This is a genomic window from Burkholderia sp. 22313 (assembly GCF_052045245.1).
In the GTDB taxonomy this organism is placed as follows: Bacteria; Pseudomonadota; Gammaproteobacteria; order Burkholderiales; family Burkholderiaceae; genus Burkholderia.
The window spans coordinates 26,808-41,570 of record NZ_JBQEON010000030.1; the positions used below are offsets into that span (position 1 = coordinate 26,808).

A 14,763-nucleotide genomic window follows, 5' to 3' on the forward strand; every position below is an offset into this window, starting at 1 on the left:
GCATGCACGGGCGCACGCGAATCCGCCGCCTCCCCGGCAGCCGGATCCGTCACCCGCGCCGCACCCAGGTCACCTTGCCGTCGCGAATGCCGAGGTCGCGGCGCTCCTCGCGATAATCCATCGTGCCCGGCAGCGACTTGCCGTCACGCTCCAGCACGCGCCACAGGCAACCGTCGAGCAGCGCGACCGCATCGGCCTCGGTCTTGCCGATCAGTGCGTCGTCCGGCGCGGCATCCGCCTTGCACGCGTTCGCGGCGCCCGGCGGGACGGCGATCGGTGCCGCGCCGCCGGCGGTGGCGTTCGGGTGCTTCGGGTTCATGTCCGTACATCCCGCAAAGGTTGCGCTCGCAACGAGTACTGCGAGCAGCGCGATCGTGTGCTCCATTGAATTCTCCCGGTCGCGGCCCGGCGTGCCGCCGAACCCGCCTGCATGTTAGCGCACGCCGTTCGCTGCGCCGGCGCGCCGCCGGCGCGTCGCGTCCATCGCGTACGGCATGCGCGCGCCGGCCATCCGTTCAGAACCTGTACGTCGCGCCGGCCATCCCGTAGTAGTTGCTGCGCGACTGGACGATCGGACTGTCGCCGTAGCGCCCGAGCAGCCGCGTCACGCCGCCGGTGGCAAGCACCGACCAGTGTCGCGACACGGTCCAGTTCCACGCGACCGACATCGTCGCGCTATCGATCCCGCCGCGCGTCGAATACGGCCGGAAGCGGCTCGTCAGCGACTGCGCATCGGTCACGCCGTAGAACGTCTGCGTGTAGCGCCCGGTGCCGGCATGCACGCTGCCCGTCACGACGATCTCGTGCTGCGCGGTCTTGAGCACCGGCACCGCGAGATCGACATGACCCGCTACGCCGCGCGACGTATGCGTGACCGGCGTATCGACCGTGACGCTCAGTTCCGCCGCATTCAACAGCGTGACCCCTGCCCGCACGCCGACGAGCACCGAGCCCGGAATCCGGCCCATCCCCTTCAGGTAGTCCGAACCCGGCAGGTCGAAACGGTTTTCGTCCGCGCGGCCCGGATCGTAGTTCACCGCCGCCGACACGAACACGCCGTGCGGCAGGTCCAGCCGGTAGCCGGCGCCCTGGGTGCTGTCGATGAAGAAGCCGTTGCCGAACTTCGCGGCCAGCCCCGGCGCGACGACGCCACGATACTGGTTGCTGCCGGGATAGCGCGGCGCGACCCCGCCGCCGAGCGAAATCGAATACTGGTTCTCCGCATGGGCGGCAGCGGCCAGGGTCAGGCCGGCGAGCGGCATGCAATAGCGGGAACGGCGAAGGAGTGTGCGCACAATATCGGGACAAGAGTGACGGAAGCCCGAAGTCTAGGTGCGGCCGTGCGCGGGGACTGTCCCGAATCTGCGGGGAATCTGTGCGCAATTGTGTTCGATTGTTCGCGATTGTCGCGCGGCGGCCCGGGCCGCCGGAACGCCGGATAAAATTCGCGTGCCGCGCCGCGCACCCGCCTGTCCGGGCGTGGGACGACGCGCGCGTTTCGAAGAGACCATGAACGACAATCCGCTCAAATACCGCGTGCTGCTGATCGAGGACGACGACCGTCTCGCCCAGCTCGTGCGCGAATATCTCGACAGCTATGAATTCGCGGTGACGGTCGTGCGGCGCGGCGACCTGGCCGTCGCGGCCGTGCGCGAACACTCGCCCGCGCTCGTGATACTCGATCTGATGCTGCCGAATCTCGACGGGATGGAAGTGTGCCGGCGCATTCGCGCGTTCACCAACGTCCCGGTGCTGATTCTCACCGCGCGTGCGGATGTCTACGACCAGGTTGTCGGCCTCGAGACCGGTGCCGACGACTACGTGACGAAGCCGATCGAGCCGCGCGTGCTGGTGGCGCGCGCCCGCGCGCTGCTGCGCCGCGCGCAGCCGGTCGCGCCGGAAACGGCCGCCGCCGCGCCCGAGGCGCTGATCTTCGGCGAACTGACGATCTCGCCGCCGAACCGCACGGTCACGTGGCGCAGCGAGCCGGTCGATCTGAAGACGGCCGAATTCAACCTGCTGCTGATCCTCGCGCGCGCGGCCGGCACCGTGCTGAGCCGCGACGACATCCTGAAGCAGTTGCGCGGCATCGAGTTCGACGGGCTCGACCGCTCGGTCGACTCCGGCATCTCGAAGCTGCGCCGCCGCTTCGAGGATGCGTCGTCGGAGCCGCACAAGATCAAGACGATCTGGGGCCGCGGCTACCTGTTCAGCCCTTCCGCGTGGGACGAATAAATGCTGCGCCCGTTGATCCGGCTGTACCTCATCGTGATCGTGTGCGTCGCCGCATCGATCGCCTTCATTCAGATCTCGTTCGACCGGATCTTCTACGAACGCGCGGCACAGGCGCAGCGCGACTCGCTTACGACCTATGCATTCGTGCTGAACGATTATCTCGAACGCCATCCCGGCGCGCAGCGCACGCTCGCGCTGCGCGAACTCGCGCGGCACGGCAATGAGGGATTCGACTTCATGACGATGGCGAACGCCCGCGCCCAGTTGAGCGGCGCGCCGCTGCGCGACCTGGACGGCGGCAGGATCGCGATCAGCTACGACGGCAAGGATTACTACATGCCGCTCGCGGACGGTTCCGTGCTGCACGCGCGCCCGGTCCAGCCGTTCGATCTCGACATCAAGATCTATGCGTACCTGCTGCTCGCGCTCGCCGCGCTGCTGGCGGTCGTGCTGTGGATCTCGTATCACTGGCGCGACCTGCGCCGGTTGCAGGCCGCCGCGCACGCGTTCGGCGCAGGCAACCTGTCGACGCGCGTGAAGCTCTCCGGGCGTTCGAACATCTACGATCTGTCGCAGCAGTTCAACGACATGGCCCAGCGGATCGAGGCGTCGATCAAGCAGCAGCGCGAAATGATGCACGGCATCTCGCACGAGCTGAAGACGCCGCTCGCGCGCCTCGAATTCGGCCTCGCGCTGCTCGCCGAATCCGACGAGAGCGGCCGGATGCGCGAACGCCGCGACGAACTGCGGCGCGACGTGCGCGAACTCGACGAACTGGTCACCGAGCTGCTGACGATCGGGCGGCTCGAACAAGGCGCAAGCGAGCTCGCGCCGATGGACGTGGTCGTCGATGCGTTGATCGACAGCGTCGCCGGCAACGTCGCGAACGACGTCGCCGATCGCGGCCTCACGCTCGACGTATCGACGACCGGCGCGCCCGCCACCCACGTGTGCGACCCGAAACTCGTCGCGCGGGCGTTGCTGAACCTGATCCGCAACGGCGCGCGCTATGCGTCGCGCACGGTCTTGCTGTCAGCGACGAGTGACGCGTCCGGTGCGCTGGTGCTGAGCGTCGACGACGACGGTCCCGGGATTCCGGTCGCCGAACGCGCGCGCGTGTTCGAACCGTTCCAGCGGCTCGACTCGAGCCGCGACCGGCAGACCGGCGGGTTCGGTCTCGGGCTTGCGATCGTGCGGCGCGTCGCGCTCGTGCATGGCGGCGACGTACGGCTCGAGGATTCGCCGCTCGGCGGCGCACGCTTCGTGATTACGCTGCCGGCGCGCGCATTGCCGGCGTTCCTGGACGACGCGCCGGCGCGTGCGGCACGCGGCCGCACCGACCACCCGCACGCGGCTTCACCGCGCCGATAAGCGCGGGATCGCCCGGCCGGTCGCGTCGCTCGATGCGTGATGCGGCATCGGTCGCGCGGAGCGGTGTTTGCTTCAACGGGCATGCGTTTGCGCGAGCCGCGCATGACCGGAACCGAAAGCGACGACAGATGCGACGCGTCTTGCCAACGCCGGACGCGCATTCGCACGCATCGCACCGGATTCGTTGAGCGCCGGGTGACAGTGCGTCACATCCGGACCCGCTTATCATCCGACGCAATCGCGCGTATCGTCGACACATGCGTGTCTGATCCCGGCGACGTCATCGGTATCGTTCGCCAACCGGCCGTTCACGCGCGTGCGAGGACGGCCGTCGAAAAACAAAGGAAACTGATCATGGAATTCGTACTGGACCATTCGCTCGACGACGACACCTCCCGCGCCGTCGAACATGAAATCTGGCGCGTCGATCCCGACGCGAAAGTCGAGATCGACCGCGCGACGTCGCACGTGAAGGTCGAATCGTGGCTGTTCCCCGAGGAATTTGTCGTCGCGTTCGAGGACGCCGGCTATAGCGTCCGGATCAAGAATCACTGACGCGCGCCGCCCCGCGGGCGACGCACGCGAGTGCGGCATTCACCTGGCGAGCGCGGCATCGTCCGCATGGGCCGGCAGCACGGCCAGCGGCCGGCAACTGCCCGTCACCCGCCGATCTTGAACGCCGGCAACTGCTGCCCGAGCCGCGCGCCCATTTCCACGCCGAGCGCCTGCAGCGCATTGAACGGACGGATCATCACCTCGAATTCGACGATCCGCCCGTCGACGTCGAAGCGGATCATGTCGATCCCCTTCAGCCGCTTGTCGCCGAGCGTCGCGCTGAATTCCAGCACGACGCTCGTGCCGTCGTCATCGGCGAACCGGCGGTGATACTCGAAGTTCTCGAGGATCGTGAGCACCGTGCGCAGCGCGAGCAACAGCGCGGGCGCCGGCCCGTACGGCTTGAACGCCATCGGCGAGCGAAACACGGCGTCAGGATGGACGATCGTGTCGAGTGCGCTGAAATCCTTGCGCGCGAGCATCGCGTGCCACGCATCGAGCGATGTCGCGACGGCAGGTTGCAGGTTAGACAGGGGTTGCATGATCAACGGCTCCGGTAACGTCATACCCAGGAATTCCGATCGACGGCGAGATCCGATCGGACAGCCGCCGGGCGGTCACGCGTCCGGCAGGATCACGACCTTGCCCTTGACCTGGCGGTTCGCCATCCGCGCGATCGCGTCGGCCGCACCCGACAGCGGCACGCGCTCGGTGATCGCGGGCCGCACCTTGCCGGTCGCGAACCATTGCGCGAGCAGGCGCAGGTTCGCCGCATGCTGCGCCGGATCGCGCCGCATCGCGTCGCCCCAGAACACGCCGAGAATATCGCGCTCCTTGAGCAGCGCAAGGTTCAGCGCAACCTTCGGAATCTCGCCGGCGGCAAAGCCGACCACGAGGAACCGGCCGCGCCACGCGGTCGCGCGCAACGCGGCCTCGCTGTACGCGCCGCCGACCGGGTCGTAGACGACGTCCGCGCCGCGTCCGCCGGTCAGTTCGTCGACGCGGCGCCGCAGGTCTTCGGTCGCATAGTCGATCGTGTCGTCCGCGCCGGCTTCGCGGCACAGCGCGAGCTTGTCCGCGCTCGACGCGGCCGCGATCACGCGCGCGCCCAGCGCCTTCGCGATCTCGATCGCGGCCAGCCCGACGCCGCCGGCCGCGCCCAGCACCAGCAGCGTCTCGCCCTGCTGCAGGCGCGCGCGCTGCTGCAATGCATGCAGCGACGTGCCGTAGGCCAGCACCAGCGCGGCACCCTGCTCGAACGTCATCTCCGGCGGCAGCGCCGCGACCTGATGCGCATCGGCCACGCAGTGCTCGGCGAAGCCGCCGTGGCCGGTGAACGCGACCACCGCGTCGCCCGGCCGCCAGGCGCTCACGCCGTCGCCGACCGCGTCGATCACGCCGGCGAATTCCGCGCCGGGCGAGAACGGCAGCGCCGGCTTCACCTGATACAGCCCCTGGACGATCAACGCATCGGGGAAGTTGAGCGACGCCGCCTTCACGCGAATCCGCACCTGGCCCGCGGCCGGCTCGGGGATCGCGACGTCCTCGATGTGCAAGCGGTCGATCGGGCCGAATGCGGTACACAACAGGGCTTTCATGTCTCCTTTCTCCTTGCGCGGCGAACCCGCGCATCGATACGGCAGCGGGACCTGCCCGCGCGATCGGCGCGCGGCGCAGGCACATCGGCCTGCCCCGCGACATCCTCCGTCATCCGTGCCGCGCGGCGCTCAGAACCACGCGTCGCGACATCAGCAGGCTCATCGTGGCACCCTCCGGGTGGCCGGCATGGCTCGTGTCGCCGGCGGCCGCTCACGCGTCGGCCGTTCGATCCGCGGGTGCTCGATCGATGCGTGCTCCATCATGTCTGTCTCCTGTCGACCAGAGTTAGCGCTTCAGCGCTTATGTCGGCCGGTGTTAGTGCTTCAGCACTTACTCCGGCCCCATGCTTCGCATCTGGTCCCATGCTTCGCGGTTGGGCAGCGCGCGCTGGCGCGCCCGTTGGCGCCGGCTGCCGGAACCGGATGACTGGGTCGGTGAATGCAAGTGCTGGCGGGAATTTAGCACGGTCGTTCGCGAACAACAATGCTCGAGCGCCGGGGATCGTCGTTCGGCGAGCGGACCGCTCGATTTCGAACAGTCAATCCCGGATCGTTGGCGGCAATCGGATGAAGTTCGCTCGGGTGTCCTGTAGCAGGTCGGCTGCCATCATGCGCCTGCGGTCGATAGCCGGGACGCCATCCAGTTCTGCCTGCCGGGTTCCGCGGCGGACGGCTTGTCTGTTTCAGCCAGCCGGAACACGGCCACCGCATGGTCGAGCACCCGCGCCTGTTCTTCAAGCGACGCCGCAGCCGCGGCGGCCTGCTCGACGAGTGCGGCGTTCTGCTGGGTCGCTTTATCCATCTGTGTCACAGCGCGATTGATCTGATCGATGCCGCGCGACTGTTCTTCCGAGGCCATGCTGATTTCACTGACGATGCCGGTCACGTTGCGGGCTGCTGCGACGATCTCGGTCATTGTGTCGCCAGCGCGAGCCGCCAGGTCGGCCCCGTTCTTCACCTTCGCGACCGAATCGCCGATCAGCTCCCTGATTTCCTTCGCCGCTGCTGCCGAACGTTGCGCGAGCGCGCGGACTTCGCCCGCGACCACCGCGAACCCGCGCCCTTCCTCGCCGGCACGCGCGGCTTCGACGGCCGCATTCAGCGCGAGGATGTTGGTTTGGAACGCAATGCCCTCGATCGCGCCAATGATGTCGACGATCCGGTTCGAACTCGACGACATGTCCGCGATCACATCGACAACCTGACCGACGACGTCGCCCCCGCGTGCCGCGATGTCCGACGCGCTTTCGGCGAGCGCGCTCGCCTCCCGCGCGTTGTCGGCGTTTTGCCGGACGGTCGCAATCAGTTCTTCCATGCTCGATGCGGTCTCCTCCAGATTCGCCGCCTGTTGCTCGGTACGTGTGGACAGATCGCCGTTGCCGCTCGCGATTTCGCGAACACCGAGGGTGATCGCCGCCGTCCCGCGCCGCACCTGCCCCACGGCGGCGGCAAGCCCCGCCTGCATGCGCGCCAGCGCGGCCATCAACCGGCCCATCTCGTTGGCGCGCAGCGTATCGATCGTGCTGGTCAGATCTCCTGCCGCAATGCGCTCAAAATGATGAATCGCCTGATCAATGGGTCGCACGATCGATGCCGTCAACGCGAAACGCGCGAACACGCCCAGTACGACCGCAGCGGTTCCGATCGCGCCGAAGAGCCAAAGCAGCAGGTGGAAATGCTGTTGCGCCGACACGAAACGCGCCTTTTGCTGCTCCGCCTGAAAGTCCACCAGCGCGAGCTCGGCGCTCCGGTAATCACTGAAAAGCGTGTCTGGCGCCTGCCGCTGCGTCGTGCGAAACGACATGAAATCGTTCTGGTCGAGCGCCGCGATTTCAGGTGAAAGTGCCTGCTTCATCAATTGCTCGCGCTTCGCACGCAGTGCGTTGGCCAGCTTCCTCTCGCCCTCATTCGACGGCGGCCGTGCCGCATAGGCGGCCAATTCACGATCGCTGCTGGTCTGCTCGGCATGCACCCGGGCGAGCACTGCGTCGGTCGATTTACCCTGCGCGACGAGCGTTTCGTACGCACCGAGATCGACCCGCACCTGCAGAAGCGCGTCGCTGCTGGCGCTCAGGTGCCGCAACGACGCGGTTTCCTCGCGGTACATCTTGTCGAGCGCCGTGTTGGCCGCATTCAGACCTGAAATCGATGTTGCAATCACGATCATCAGCGCCGCCGTATAGCCGCAGATGGTGATCGTCAAAGCTGTTCGGATAGTGGTATCTCTAAACATGGCTGCCCTCTTCCCGCCCCGCTGAACAGAAAAAACGGCAGACGGATCAATCCGCCGCCGCAAATAGGAGGAAATCGATCAAAAGAAACTACGGCGAGACATTGATGCCGGGTCAGAAGCGGGTGCGGATACCTGTAGCCATTTCGAGCGGGTTGTTGTGACCATGTGTTGCCGGCACCGTATAGCGCTGCACGCTCGACTGGGCATGCGCGCCGCTCGCCGTCAAAGCGGCGGCTGCGGCGGCCAGGGTTGGATGCTTTTGCTTCAAGGTCGTCTCCTCTGATTACTGCGTTGAAATTTTTGTTCTAGTTGCACTGCAACGCCGGCCTGAACATCCGGACGACGCTCCCCGTTCAGCCGATGAGCGCCATCCTAGTGAACTCAATCCTTCATCCAGCTTTCCCGTACCCTTTGCATGAGCAAGTAACTTCACTGATACGCGCCGCTGATTTGGCACCCCCATGCCGCGCTCTTGCTGCGCAAGATGTCGCCCAGCCCACGCAATGTCATGATCTGTGCGCTCGACAGGGCGAGGCGCCGGCGTAAGCGGTGAATAGAGACGTCGACCGCATCCGCGCCACCCGTTCCCGTGCATCGCGACGGCAGATTCCTCCGCCACATCGCCATTCCGGCCGCGCGAGCGTCGTGTTCCTCTGCGTAAATCCGAGGACCAGATAACGGTATGAGAATTTCTTGGTTCCTGGATGCGTTCCACATCCCGAAAATACACGCTCCCGACAACCGGGCGCGCGATGCGCCGCCCCGCTTCGCTCAAACAACGTCCCTCTTTCTCATGCTCAGCAGATCGCTTCGCACTACATCGGGCCACGCGCTGTTCCTCGCCGCCCTCCTTTCGGCCTTGTCCGGTGTCGCTCGCGCTGACGGCACGCTCGATCGCATCCATCAACGTCACAAGATCACGATCGGCGTGATCCTGTCGGGCCCGCCGTTCGGCTCGCTCGATCCCGCGACGCAAAAGCCGGTCGGCTTCAACGTCGATCTGGCGAACGACGTCGCGAAACGGCTCGGTGTCGACGCCGAGCTGACGCCCGTGCAGCCGTCGAACCGCGTGCAATTCCTGCAGCAGGGCAAGGTCGACGCGCTGATCGCCAACATGGAGCTGACGACGGAGCGCGCGGAGATACTGTCGTATGCGCCGACGCCGTTCGAGTTCATCGGCGGTGCGCTGATCACGCGCAAGGACAGCGGCATCAAGTCCTGGGCCGACCTGCGCGGCAAGCCCGTTTGCGTGTCGCAAGGCAGCAACTATACGAAACCGCTCGCGACGGAATACGGCGCGCAGGTGAAGGCGTTCCGCGGCCAGCCCGAATCGCTGCTCGCGCTGCGCGGCAACAACTGCGTGGCCGCCGTGCACGTCGCGCCGACGTTGCGCATGCTCGTCGCGCGCAATCCGGACTGGAAGGACTATGCGACGCCGCTGCCCGCCGACCTGATTCCGTCGCCGTCGGTCATTTGGGTCCGCAAGGGCGCGACCGACACGCAGGCCGCGCTCGACCGGATCGTCCAGGACTGGCATCGCAGCGGCTGGCTGCTCGACGTCGAGCGCAGGAACGGCATGACGCCGTCGCAAGCCGTGCTCGACCTGCACGCGAAGCTCAAGGCGCAGCGCACATGACGGCGGCCGACGCCGTCGATGCGCTCCGCAAGCTCGGCCTCGACTACGGCTTCGTGCTGGCCGCGGACGAGCGCGCGTCGTTCGTGCACGGGATGGGCGTGACGCTCGAATTGTCGGTCGCGACCGCGCTCGGCAGCCTCGCCTGCGGCGTCGTGCTCGCCGCGTTGCTGGTGTCGCCGAGCGCGGCGCTCGCGCGCCCTGCACGCGCGTTCGTCGAGCTCACCCGCAACACACCGACGCTCGTGCAGTTGTTCTGTGCATTCCTCGTCGTCAACATGCTGATCAGCGCCGCACTGCGCGATCTGGGCGGCAATCCGCTCACGCCGTTCATCTGGAGCGTCATCGTGATCTCGCTGCACAAGGGCGCGTTCCACGCGGAAGCGCTGCGCGCCGGCCTCGAAGCGGTGCCACGCGCAACGCTCGAAGCCGCGCAGTCGCTCGGCTACAGCCGGCGCCAGCGGCTCTGGCACGTGCAGCTGCCGCTCGCGGTGCGCTTCGCGCTGCCCGCGCTCGTCAACAACCTGGTCGACCTCGTGAAGATGACGACGGTCGCCTCGGCGATCGCCGTCGGCGACGTCACCTATGCGTCGATCATGATCTGGACGCAGCGCGACAACGTGCTCGAGTTGATGATCCTGATCCTGCTCTTCTTCGGCGCGCTCACGTTCTCGGTCAACCTCGCGGGGCGCTGGCTCGAACACCGTCTGAGGATACCTGGCTATGGCCATTGACTCGCTCGCGCCGCCCGCGCGCCCGGTGCGCTGGCGCGCGGTCGCGGCACTGCTCGCCGTGCTGGCCGTCGTCGCGCTGGCCGTTGCGGGTCGCCGCCATCCCACGCTCGTCGCGCTCGCCACGTGGCTGCCCGCGCTCGGCAAGGCGATGCTCGTCAACATGGGCATCAGCGCGCTGGCGATCGCGCTCGGCACGCTCGCCGGCCTCGTGCTCGGCCCGCTGACGCTGTCGCGGCTCGGCATCGCACGAGTCGCGGCGCGCGCGTACGTGCAGGTGTTCCGCAACGCGCCGCTGCTCGTGCTGATCTATTTCTCGACCTACGTGTTCCCGTTCGAAATCAGGCTCGGCCACGCGTCGCTGCCGTTTCCGGACTGGTTCAAGGTGACGCTCGGCCTCGCGCTGCCGGCAAGCGCGAACTTCGCGGAAATCTTCCGCGGCGCGATCCAGTCGATTCCGCATGCGCAGTGGGACGCCGCACGCTCGCTCGCGTTCAGCCGCGTGCAGGTGTTCCGCTGGATCATCCTGCCGCAATGCGTGCGCCGCATGCTGCCGCCGTGGATGAACCTGTACGCGAGCATCACGATGGCCACCGCGCTCGCGTCGCTGGTCGGCGTGCACGACCTGCTCGACACCGCGCAGGTCGCGAGCAACACCGTCGCGCGCGCCGACTTCACCGTCGTCGTCTATTTCACCGTCCTCGGCCTGTTTTTCGCGTACTGCTACCCGATCGCCCGTTTCACCCGCCTTCTCGAACGACGTCATGCATTCCACTGAAACTCCGCGCGGCGCTAACGCGCCGCTCGTCCGCCTGCGCGACGTGCATCTGTCCTACGGCACGACGCCCGTGCTGCGCGGCATCGATCTCGACGTGCACCGTGGCCAGGCCGTGTCCATCATCGGTCCGTCCGGCTCCGGCAAATCGACGATCCTGCGTTGCATCACGGGGCTGTTGCGGCCGCAGTGCGGCCTGATCGACGTCGACGGCACGCGCGTCGACCGGCTCGCATCGGAGCGCGACGAAATCGCGCTGCGCAAGCGCGTCGGCTTCGTGTTCCAGCAATACAACCTGTTTCCGCACCTGAGCGTGCTCGACAATCTCGTCGTCGCACCGGTCAGGATTCTCGGCCGCGACCGCGCCGAAGCGGTGCGCACCGCGCACATGCTGCTCGAACGCGTGCGCCTCGCCGACAAGGCGCACGCGTACCCCGGCGAACTGTCGGGCGGCCAGCAGCAGCGCGTCGCGATCGCGCGCGCGCTCGCGATGCAGCCCGACCTGATCCTGTTCGACGAGGTGACGTCCGCACTCGATCCGGAAACCGTCGGCGACGTACTGTCGGTGATTCGCGATCTCGTGCGCGACGGCATGACCTGCGTGCTGGTCACGCACGAAATGCGGTTCGCCGAGGAAATCAGCGACGTCGTCTACTTCACCGAGGCAGGTGTGATCGTCGAGCACGGGCCGGCCACGCAGCTGTTCCGCGCGCCGCAGAGCCCGCGCACGCGGGCTTTCCTCGCGCATGCACTCGGCCCGGCCAGCAGCCCGCACGCCAGCCGCGACAGCGCGCCGATCGCACTCGACCTGACGCGCTTCGCAGTCTGAGTCAACGCGCCGCGTAGCGGCTCGGCGGGCGCGCGAGCCCGAGATGGTCGCGCAGCGTCGTGCCCTCGTATTCGGTGCGGAACAGGCCACGCCGTTGCAGTTCCGGCACGACATGCTCGACGAAATCGTCGAGAGCGCCGGGGAAATATGGCGGCATGATGTTGAAGCCGTCCGCGGCGCCACCGTCGAACCATTCCTCCAGCGCGTCCGCGACCTGCGTCGGCGTGCCCCACACGATCCGGTGCCCGCGCGCGCCGGCAACGAGATAGTAGAGTTCGCGCAGCGTGAGGTTCTCGCGGCGTGCGAGATCGGTCAGCAGCCTCGCACGGCTCTTCAACTGATCGGATTCGGGCAGGTCGGGCAGCGGGCCGTCGAGCGGATACTTCGACACGTCATGGCCGAGACGGTCGGACAGCAGCGTCAGCGCGCCCGACGTATCGGTCCATTGCTGGAGCTGCGCATATTTGTCCTTGGCCTCCTGCTCGGTACGGCCGATCACCGGAAATACGCCAGGCATCACGGCAAGAGCGTCCTCGGCGCGGCCGTACGCCGCGAGCCGCCCCTTCAGGTCGCGATAGAAGGCTTGCGCCTCGTCGAGCGTCTGCTGCGCGGTGAACACGACTTCCGCGGTGCGCGCGGCGAGATCCTGGCCGGGGCCCGACGAGCCGGCCTGAATCACGACCGGGTGGCCCTGCGGCGGGCGCGACGCGTTGAGCGGCCCCTTCACGTTGAAGAAGCGCCCGGCGTGATCGAGCGCATGCACTTTCGCCGGATCGAAATAGATGCCGCGCGCCTTGTCCCTGACGATCGCGTCGTCGTCCCAGCTGTCCCACAGCCCCTTCACGACATCGACGAATTCGCCGGCCATCTCGTAGCGCTGCGCGTGATCGGGATGGTTGCCGCGCGTGAAGTTCGCGGCAGTGCGGTCGTACGAGGTCGTCACGACGTTCCATGCGGCGCGTCCGCCGCTCAGGTGGTCGAGCGACGCGAACACGCGCGCGATGTGGTAAGGCTCGCTGTACGTCGTCGACGCGGTCGCCGCGAGGCCGATGTGCCGCGTGTGCATCGCGAGCGCCGACAGCAGGCTCAGCGGCTCGAAGCGCATCGCCATCGACGGGTGCGCGTCGGGGCCGCTCGTCAGGCCGTCGGCGAGGAAGACCATGTCGAACTTCGCGCGCTCGGCAGTCTGTACGACGCGACGCAGCAGGTCGAAGTTCTCGCTGCCGGATTCGGCGTCGGGGTGACGCCAGCCGGCAACGTGGTGTCCGGCGCCCTGGAGGAACAGCCCGAGGCGCATCCGGCGACGGGAGGATGTGCTGCGATCGGTGCTCATGATTGAAGCGACGTAAAGGTGTGGAAAAGGCGTGCGAGATCGGCCGTGCCGCGCATCGTGTCGATCAGTTCCGGCACGAACGCGAGCGCGGGATCGTGGGCGGTCGCATCCGCGAACTTCGCGGCGAGATCGTCGGCGCCGACGAGGCGTTCGGTGCGCTGCCGCAGCGTGTCGCCGCCGCGCAGCACGAGTTCGACGACCGAGAAGCGCGTCGCGGGATCGGTCGACGCGCGCGGCGCGGCGGCATCGTGGCGCCGTGTCACGCGTGCGGCAAGTGCGATCAGGTCATCGCGCACGGGCACGTCGGCGAACGTCGCGACGCCCGGCGGGCCGTCCGTCAGTGCGGCGGCCACCGCGTATTCCACGCTGAAGCGCGCTTCGAGGCCGGTTGCCGGCAGCCGGTTCGACAGCGGCGTGTCGCCGCCCGGCGGGAAGGTGACCACGATGCCGTCGATGTCGGCCGGCGCGATACGGTGGCGAGCGCGCAGATCGAGCGCGGCCTGCACCGCGTAATGGGTTGCCGTGCAGCACGGCCACGGCTTGAAGTACAGGCCGGGCGACACGATCTGCCACGGCGCGCCCCAGTCGGCCAGCACGCGCGCCGGCTGCGCCGCGCCGCCGCCGAACACGGCGAAGAATCCTTCCGGGCCGTCGAGTGCGCCCGGCGCGCCGGCCAGTCCGGCCTCGGCGAGTTCCACGGAGAACAGCCCCGCGCGCGCCGCAAGGCCCGCATGCAACGGCTTGACCTCGCTGCCGAACTGCAGCCGCAGCCCGGCCGATTGCGTCGCGGCGACGCCGAGCGCGTTTTCGGTCGCTGCCGCATCGAGCCCGAGCAGACGCGCCGCGGCGGCGGCCGCGCCGAGCGTGCCGAGCGTCGCGGTGTTGTGGAAGCCGAGTTCATAGTGGCGGCTGCCGAGCGCGAGACCGACCCGCGCCATCGTCTCGACGCCGACGACGTAGGCGTCGAGCAGTTCGAGCGCGCTGCGTGCGCGCACCTGCGCGAGCGCGAGCAACGCCGGCAGCAGCACGGTGCCGGGGTGGCCGCGCACGCTACTGTGCACGTCGTCGTAGTCGAGCGCGTGGCCTGCATAGCCGTTGAGCAGCGCGGCATATTGCGGCGACGCCGGTGCCGCACTGCCGATCACCGCTGCCGCGCCGGCCGAATCGCGACCGCACACCGCCAGCAGCTTGCGGTAACCGTTGTCGCGCGCGCCGGCGAACGCGGCGGCAAGGAAGTCGAGCAGGCCACGCCGCGCGGCAGCGATGGCGGACGGATCACGCGCGGGCTCGGCACACGCAATCGCGGCGGCCAGCCGGCGCGTGATGCGGTCGGCCGCGCCGTCGGGAATCGAGTGGGAAGACATGTCGGCAGTTGGAAAGTCGCGAAATGCCACAACGGGCGGCGCGGCCGGGAACCTTCCGGTTCCTGCTCCGATGCGAGCGTTGGCGCCCGCATGCTCGCCCGGATCG

Annotated in this window: 15 protein-coding genes; 7 read left to right on the forward strand and 8 right to left on the reverse strand. The window is 67.8% G+C overall.

Going from position 1 to position 14,763, the window contains the following annotated elements; translation table 11 throughout:
* Nucleotides 1–49: 49 nt before the first annotated feature.
* On the reverse strand, nucleotides 50–385 hold the full coding sequence (locus tag ACTJKF_RS22910) for a hypothetical protein (protein ID WP_440626375.1): 336 nt from the start codon (nucleotides 383–385) through the stop codon (nucleotides 50–52).
* Nucleotides 386–515: 130 nt separating this feature from the next.
* Nucleotides 516–1,262, reverse strand: coding sequence for a MipA/OmpV family protein (locus ACTJKF_RS22915; RefSeq protein WP_440626377.1), 747 nt, complete (start codon nucleotides 1,260–1,262; stop codon nucleotides 516–518).
* 247 nt (nucleotides 1,263–1,509) lie between these two features.
* On the opposite strand from ACTJKF_RS22915, the gene ACTJKF_RS22920 reads away from it, so the two are divergent.
* The 3 genes from ACTJKF_RS22920 to ACTJKF_RS22930 all read left to right on the forward strand — a co-directional run bounded on the left by ACTJKF_RS22920 (nucleotide 1,510) and on the right by ACTJKF_RS22930 (nucleotide 4,161).
* Entirely contained in the window at nucleotides 1,510–2,235 is a 726-nt protein-coding gene (locus ACTJKF_RS22920) for a response regulator (RefSeq protein WP_440626379.1), read from the forward strand.
* Nucleotides 2,236–3,606, forward strand: coding sequence for an ATP-binding protein (locus ACTJKF_RS22925; RefSeq protein WP_440626381.1), 1,371 nt, complete (start codon nucleotides 2,236–2,238; stop codon nucleotides 3,604–3,606).
* A gap of 354 nt (nucleotides 3,607–3,960) precedes the next feature.
* Entirely contained in the window at nucleotides 3,961–4,161 is a 201-nt protein-coding gene (locus ACTJKF_RS22930; protein ID WP_440626383.1) for a hypothetical protein, read from the forward strand.
* Between the two features lie 104 nt (nucleotides 4,162–4,265).
* Here ACTJKF_RS22930 and ACTJKF_RS22935 read toward each other — a convergent pair whose 3' ends face one another.
* The 4 genes from ACTJKF_RS22935 to ACTJKF_RS22950 form a co-directional block, all read right to left on the reverse strand.
* Nucleotides 4,266–4,703 (reverse strand): nuclear transport factor 2 family protein, encoded by a 438-nt coding sequence (locus ACTJKF_RS22935; RefSeq protein WP_440626385.1) that lies wholly within the window; start codon nucleotides 4,701–4,703, stop codon nucleotides 4,266–4,268.
* 75 nt (nucleotides 4,704–4,778) lie between these two features.
* Nucleotides 4,779–5,759: an NADPH:quinone oxidoreductase family protein gene (locus ACTJKF_RS22940; protein ID WP_440626387.1), complete on the reverse strand. Its 981-nt coding sequence runs from the start codon at nucleotides 5,757–5,759 to the stop codon at nucleotides 4,779–4,781.
* 607 nt (nucleotides 5,760–6,366) lie between these two features.
* Nucleotides 6,367–7,992 carry a methyl-accepting chemotaxis protein gene (locus tag ACTJKF_RS22945; RefSeq protein ID WP_440626388.1) on the reverse strand — a complete coding sequence of 542 codons (1,626 nt, stop codon included), beginning with the start codon at nucleotides 7,990–7,992 and terminating at the stop codon, nucleotides 6,367–6,369.
* Nucleotides 7,993–8,104: 112 nt separating this feature from the next.
* Nucleotides 8,105–8,260 (reverse strand): hypothetical protein, encoded by a 156-nt coding sequence (locus ACTJKF_RS22950; protein ID WP_440626390.1) that lies wholly within the window; start codon nucleotides 8,258–8,260, stop codon nucleotides 8,105–8,107.
* A 525-nt stretch (nucleotides 8,261–8,785) separates the two neighbouring features.
* On the opposite strand from ACTJKF_RS22950, the gene ACTJKF_RS22955 reads away from it, so the two are divergent.
* From ACTJKF_RS22955 to ACTJKF_RS22970, 4 genes are read left to right on the forward strand one after another with little or no spacing between them, the layout of a single operon-like run.
* The gene (locus ACTJKF_RS22955; protein ID WP_440626392.1) at nucleotides 8,786–9,628 is read left to right on the forward strand and encodes a transporter substrate-binding domain-containing protein; all 843 of its coding nucleotides are present in this window, start codon (nucleotides 8,786–8,788) and stop codon (nucleotides 9,626–9,628) included.
* Entirely contained in the window at nucleotides 9,625–10,359 is a 735-nt protein-coding gene (locus ACTJKF_RS22960; protein WP_440626394.1) for an amino acid ABC transporter permease, read from the forward strand. The genes ACTJKF_RS22955 and ACTJKF_RS22960 overlap by 4 nt, the downstream gene beginning before the upstream one ends.
* Nucleotides 10,349–11,134 (forward strand): amino acid ABC transporter permease, encoded by a 786-nt coding sequence (locus tag ACTJKF_RS22965; protein WP_440626396.1) that lies wholly within the window; start codon nucleotides 10,349–10,351, stop codon nucleotides 11,132–11,134. The genes ACTJKF_RS22960 and ACTJKF_RS22965 overlap by 11 nt, the downstream gene beginning before the upstream one ends.
* Nucleotides 11,121–11,960 (forward strand): amino acid ABC transporter ATP-binding protein, encoded by an 840-nt coding sequence (locus ACTJKF_RS22970; RefSeq protein WP_440626398.1) that lies wholly within the window; start codon nucleotides 11,121–11,123, stop codon nucleotides 11,958–11,960. The genes ACTJKF_RS22965 and ACTJKF_RS22970 overlap by 14 nt, the downstream gene beginning before the upstream one ends.
* 1 nt (nucleotide 11,961) lies before the next feature.
* Here the strand turns inward: ACTJKF_RS22970 and ACTJKF_RS22975 are convergent, their stop codons facing one another.
* Together ACTJKF_RS22975 and ACTJKF_RS22980 are read right to left on the reverse strand one after the other, a co-directional pair.
* Nucleotides 11,962–13,293 carry an LLM class flavin-dependent oxidoreductase gene (locus tag ACTJKF_RS22975; protein WP_440626400.1) on the reverse strand — a complete coding sequence of 444 codons (1,332 nt, stop codon included), beginning with the start codon at nucleotides 13,291–13,293 and terminating at the stop codon, nucleotides 11,962–11,964.
* Complete coding sequence (locus ACTJKF_RS22980; RefSeq protein ID WP_440626402.1) at nucleotides 13,290–14,657, reverse strand: MmgE/PrpD family protein; 1,368 nt, start codon at nucleotides 14,655–14,657, stop codon at nucleotides 13,290–13,292. The genes ACTJKF_RS22975 and ACTJKF_RS22980 overlap by 4 nt, the downstream gene beginning before the upstream one ends.
* Between the last annotated feature and the right edge of the window lie 106 nt (nucleotides 14,658–14,763).

What these genes read in the sequence shown, in the direction of transcription:
- ACTJKF_RS22915 (WP_440626377.1), bottom strand. Translation starts at nt 1,262, where the DNA reads ATGCCGCTCGCCGGCCTGACCCTGGCCGCTGCCGCCCATGCGGAGAAC.
- ACTJKF_RS22935 (WP_440626385.1), bottom strand. Translation starts at nt 4,703, where the DNA reads ATGCAACCCCTGTCTAACCTGCAACCTGCCGTCGCGACATCGCTCGAT.
- ACTJKF_RS22925 (WP_440626381.1), top strand. Translation starts at nt 2,236, where the DNA reads ATGCTGCGCCCGTTGATCCGGCTGTACCTCATCGTGATCGTGTGCGTC.
- ACTJKF_RS22910 (WP_440626375.1), bottom strand. Translation starts at nt 385, where the DNA reads ATGGAGCACACGATCGCGCTGCTCGCAGTACTCGTTGCGAGCGCAACC.
- ACTJKF_RS22955 (WP_440626392.1), top strand. Translation starts at nt 8,786, where the DNA reads ATGCTCAGCAGATCGCTTCGCACTACATCGGGCCACGCGCTGTTCCTC.
- ACTJKF_RS22930 (WP_440626383.1), top strand. Translation starts at nt 3,961, where the DNA reads ATGGAATTCGTACTGGACCATTCGCTCGACGACGACACCTCCCGCGCC.
- ACTJKF_RS22980 (WP_440626402.1), bottom strand. Translation starts at nt 14,657, where the DNA reads ATGTCTTCCCACTCGATTCCCGACGGCGCGGCCGACCGCATCACGCGC.
- ACTJKF_RS22970 (WP_440626398.1), top strand. Translation starts at nt 11,121, where the DNA reads ATGCATTCCACTGAAACTCCGCGCGGCGCTAACGCGCCGCTCGTCCGC.
- ACTJKF_RS22945 (WP_440626388.1), bottom strand. Translation starts at nt 7,992, where the DNA reads ATGTTTAGAGATACCACTATCCGAACAGCTTTGACGATCACCATCTGC.
- ACTJKF_RS22975 (WP_440626400.1), bottom strand. Translation starts at nt 13,293, where the DNA reads ATGAGCACCGATCGCAGCACATCCTCCCGTCGCCGGATGCGCCTCGGG.
- ACTJKF_RS22920 (WP_440626379.1), top strand. Translation starts at nt 1,510, where the DNA reads ATGAACGACAATCCGCTCAAATACCGCGTGCTGCTGATCGAGGACGAC.
- ACTJKF_RS22940 (WP_440626387.1), bottom strand. Translation starts at nt 5,759, where the DNA reads ATGAAAGCCCTGTTGTGTACCGCATTCGGCCCGATCGACCGCTTGCAC.
- ACTJKF_RS22965 (WP_440626396.1), top strand. Translation starts at nt 10,349, where the DNA reads ATGGCCATTGACTCGCTCGCGCCGCCCGCGCGCCCGGTGCGCTGGCGC.
- ACTJKF_RS22960 (WP_440626394.1), top strand. Translation starts at nt 9,625, where the DNA reads ATGACGGCGGCCGACGCCGTCGATGCGCTCCGCAAGCTCGGCCTCGAC.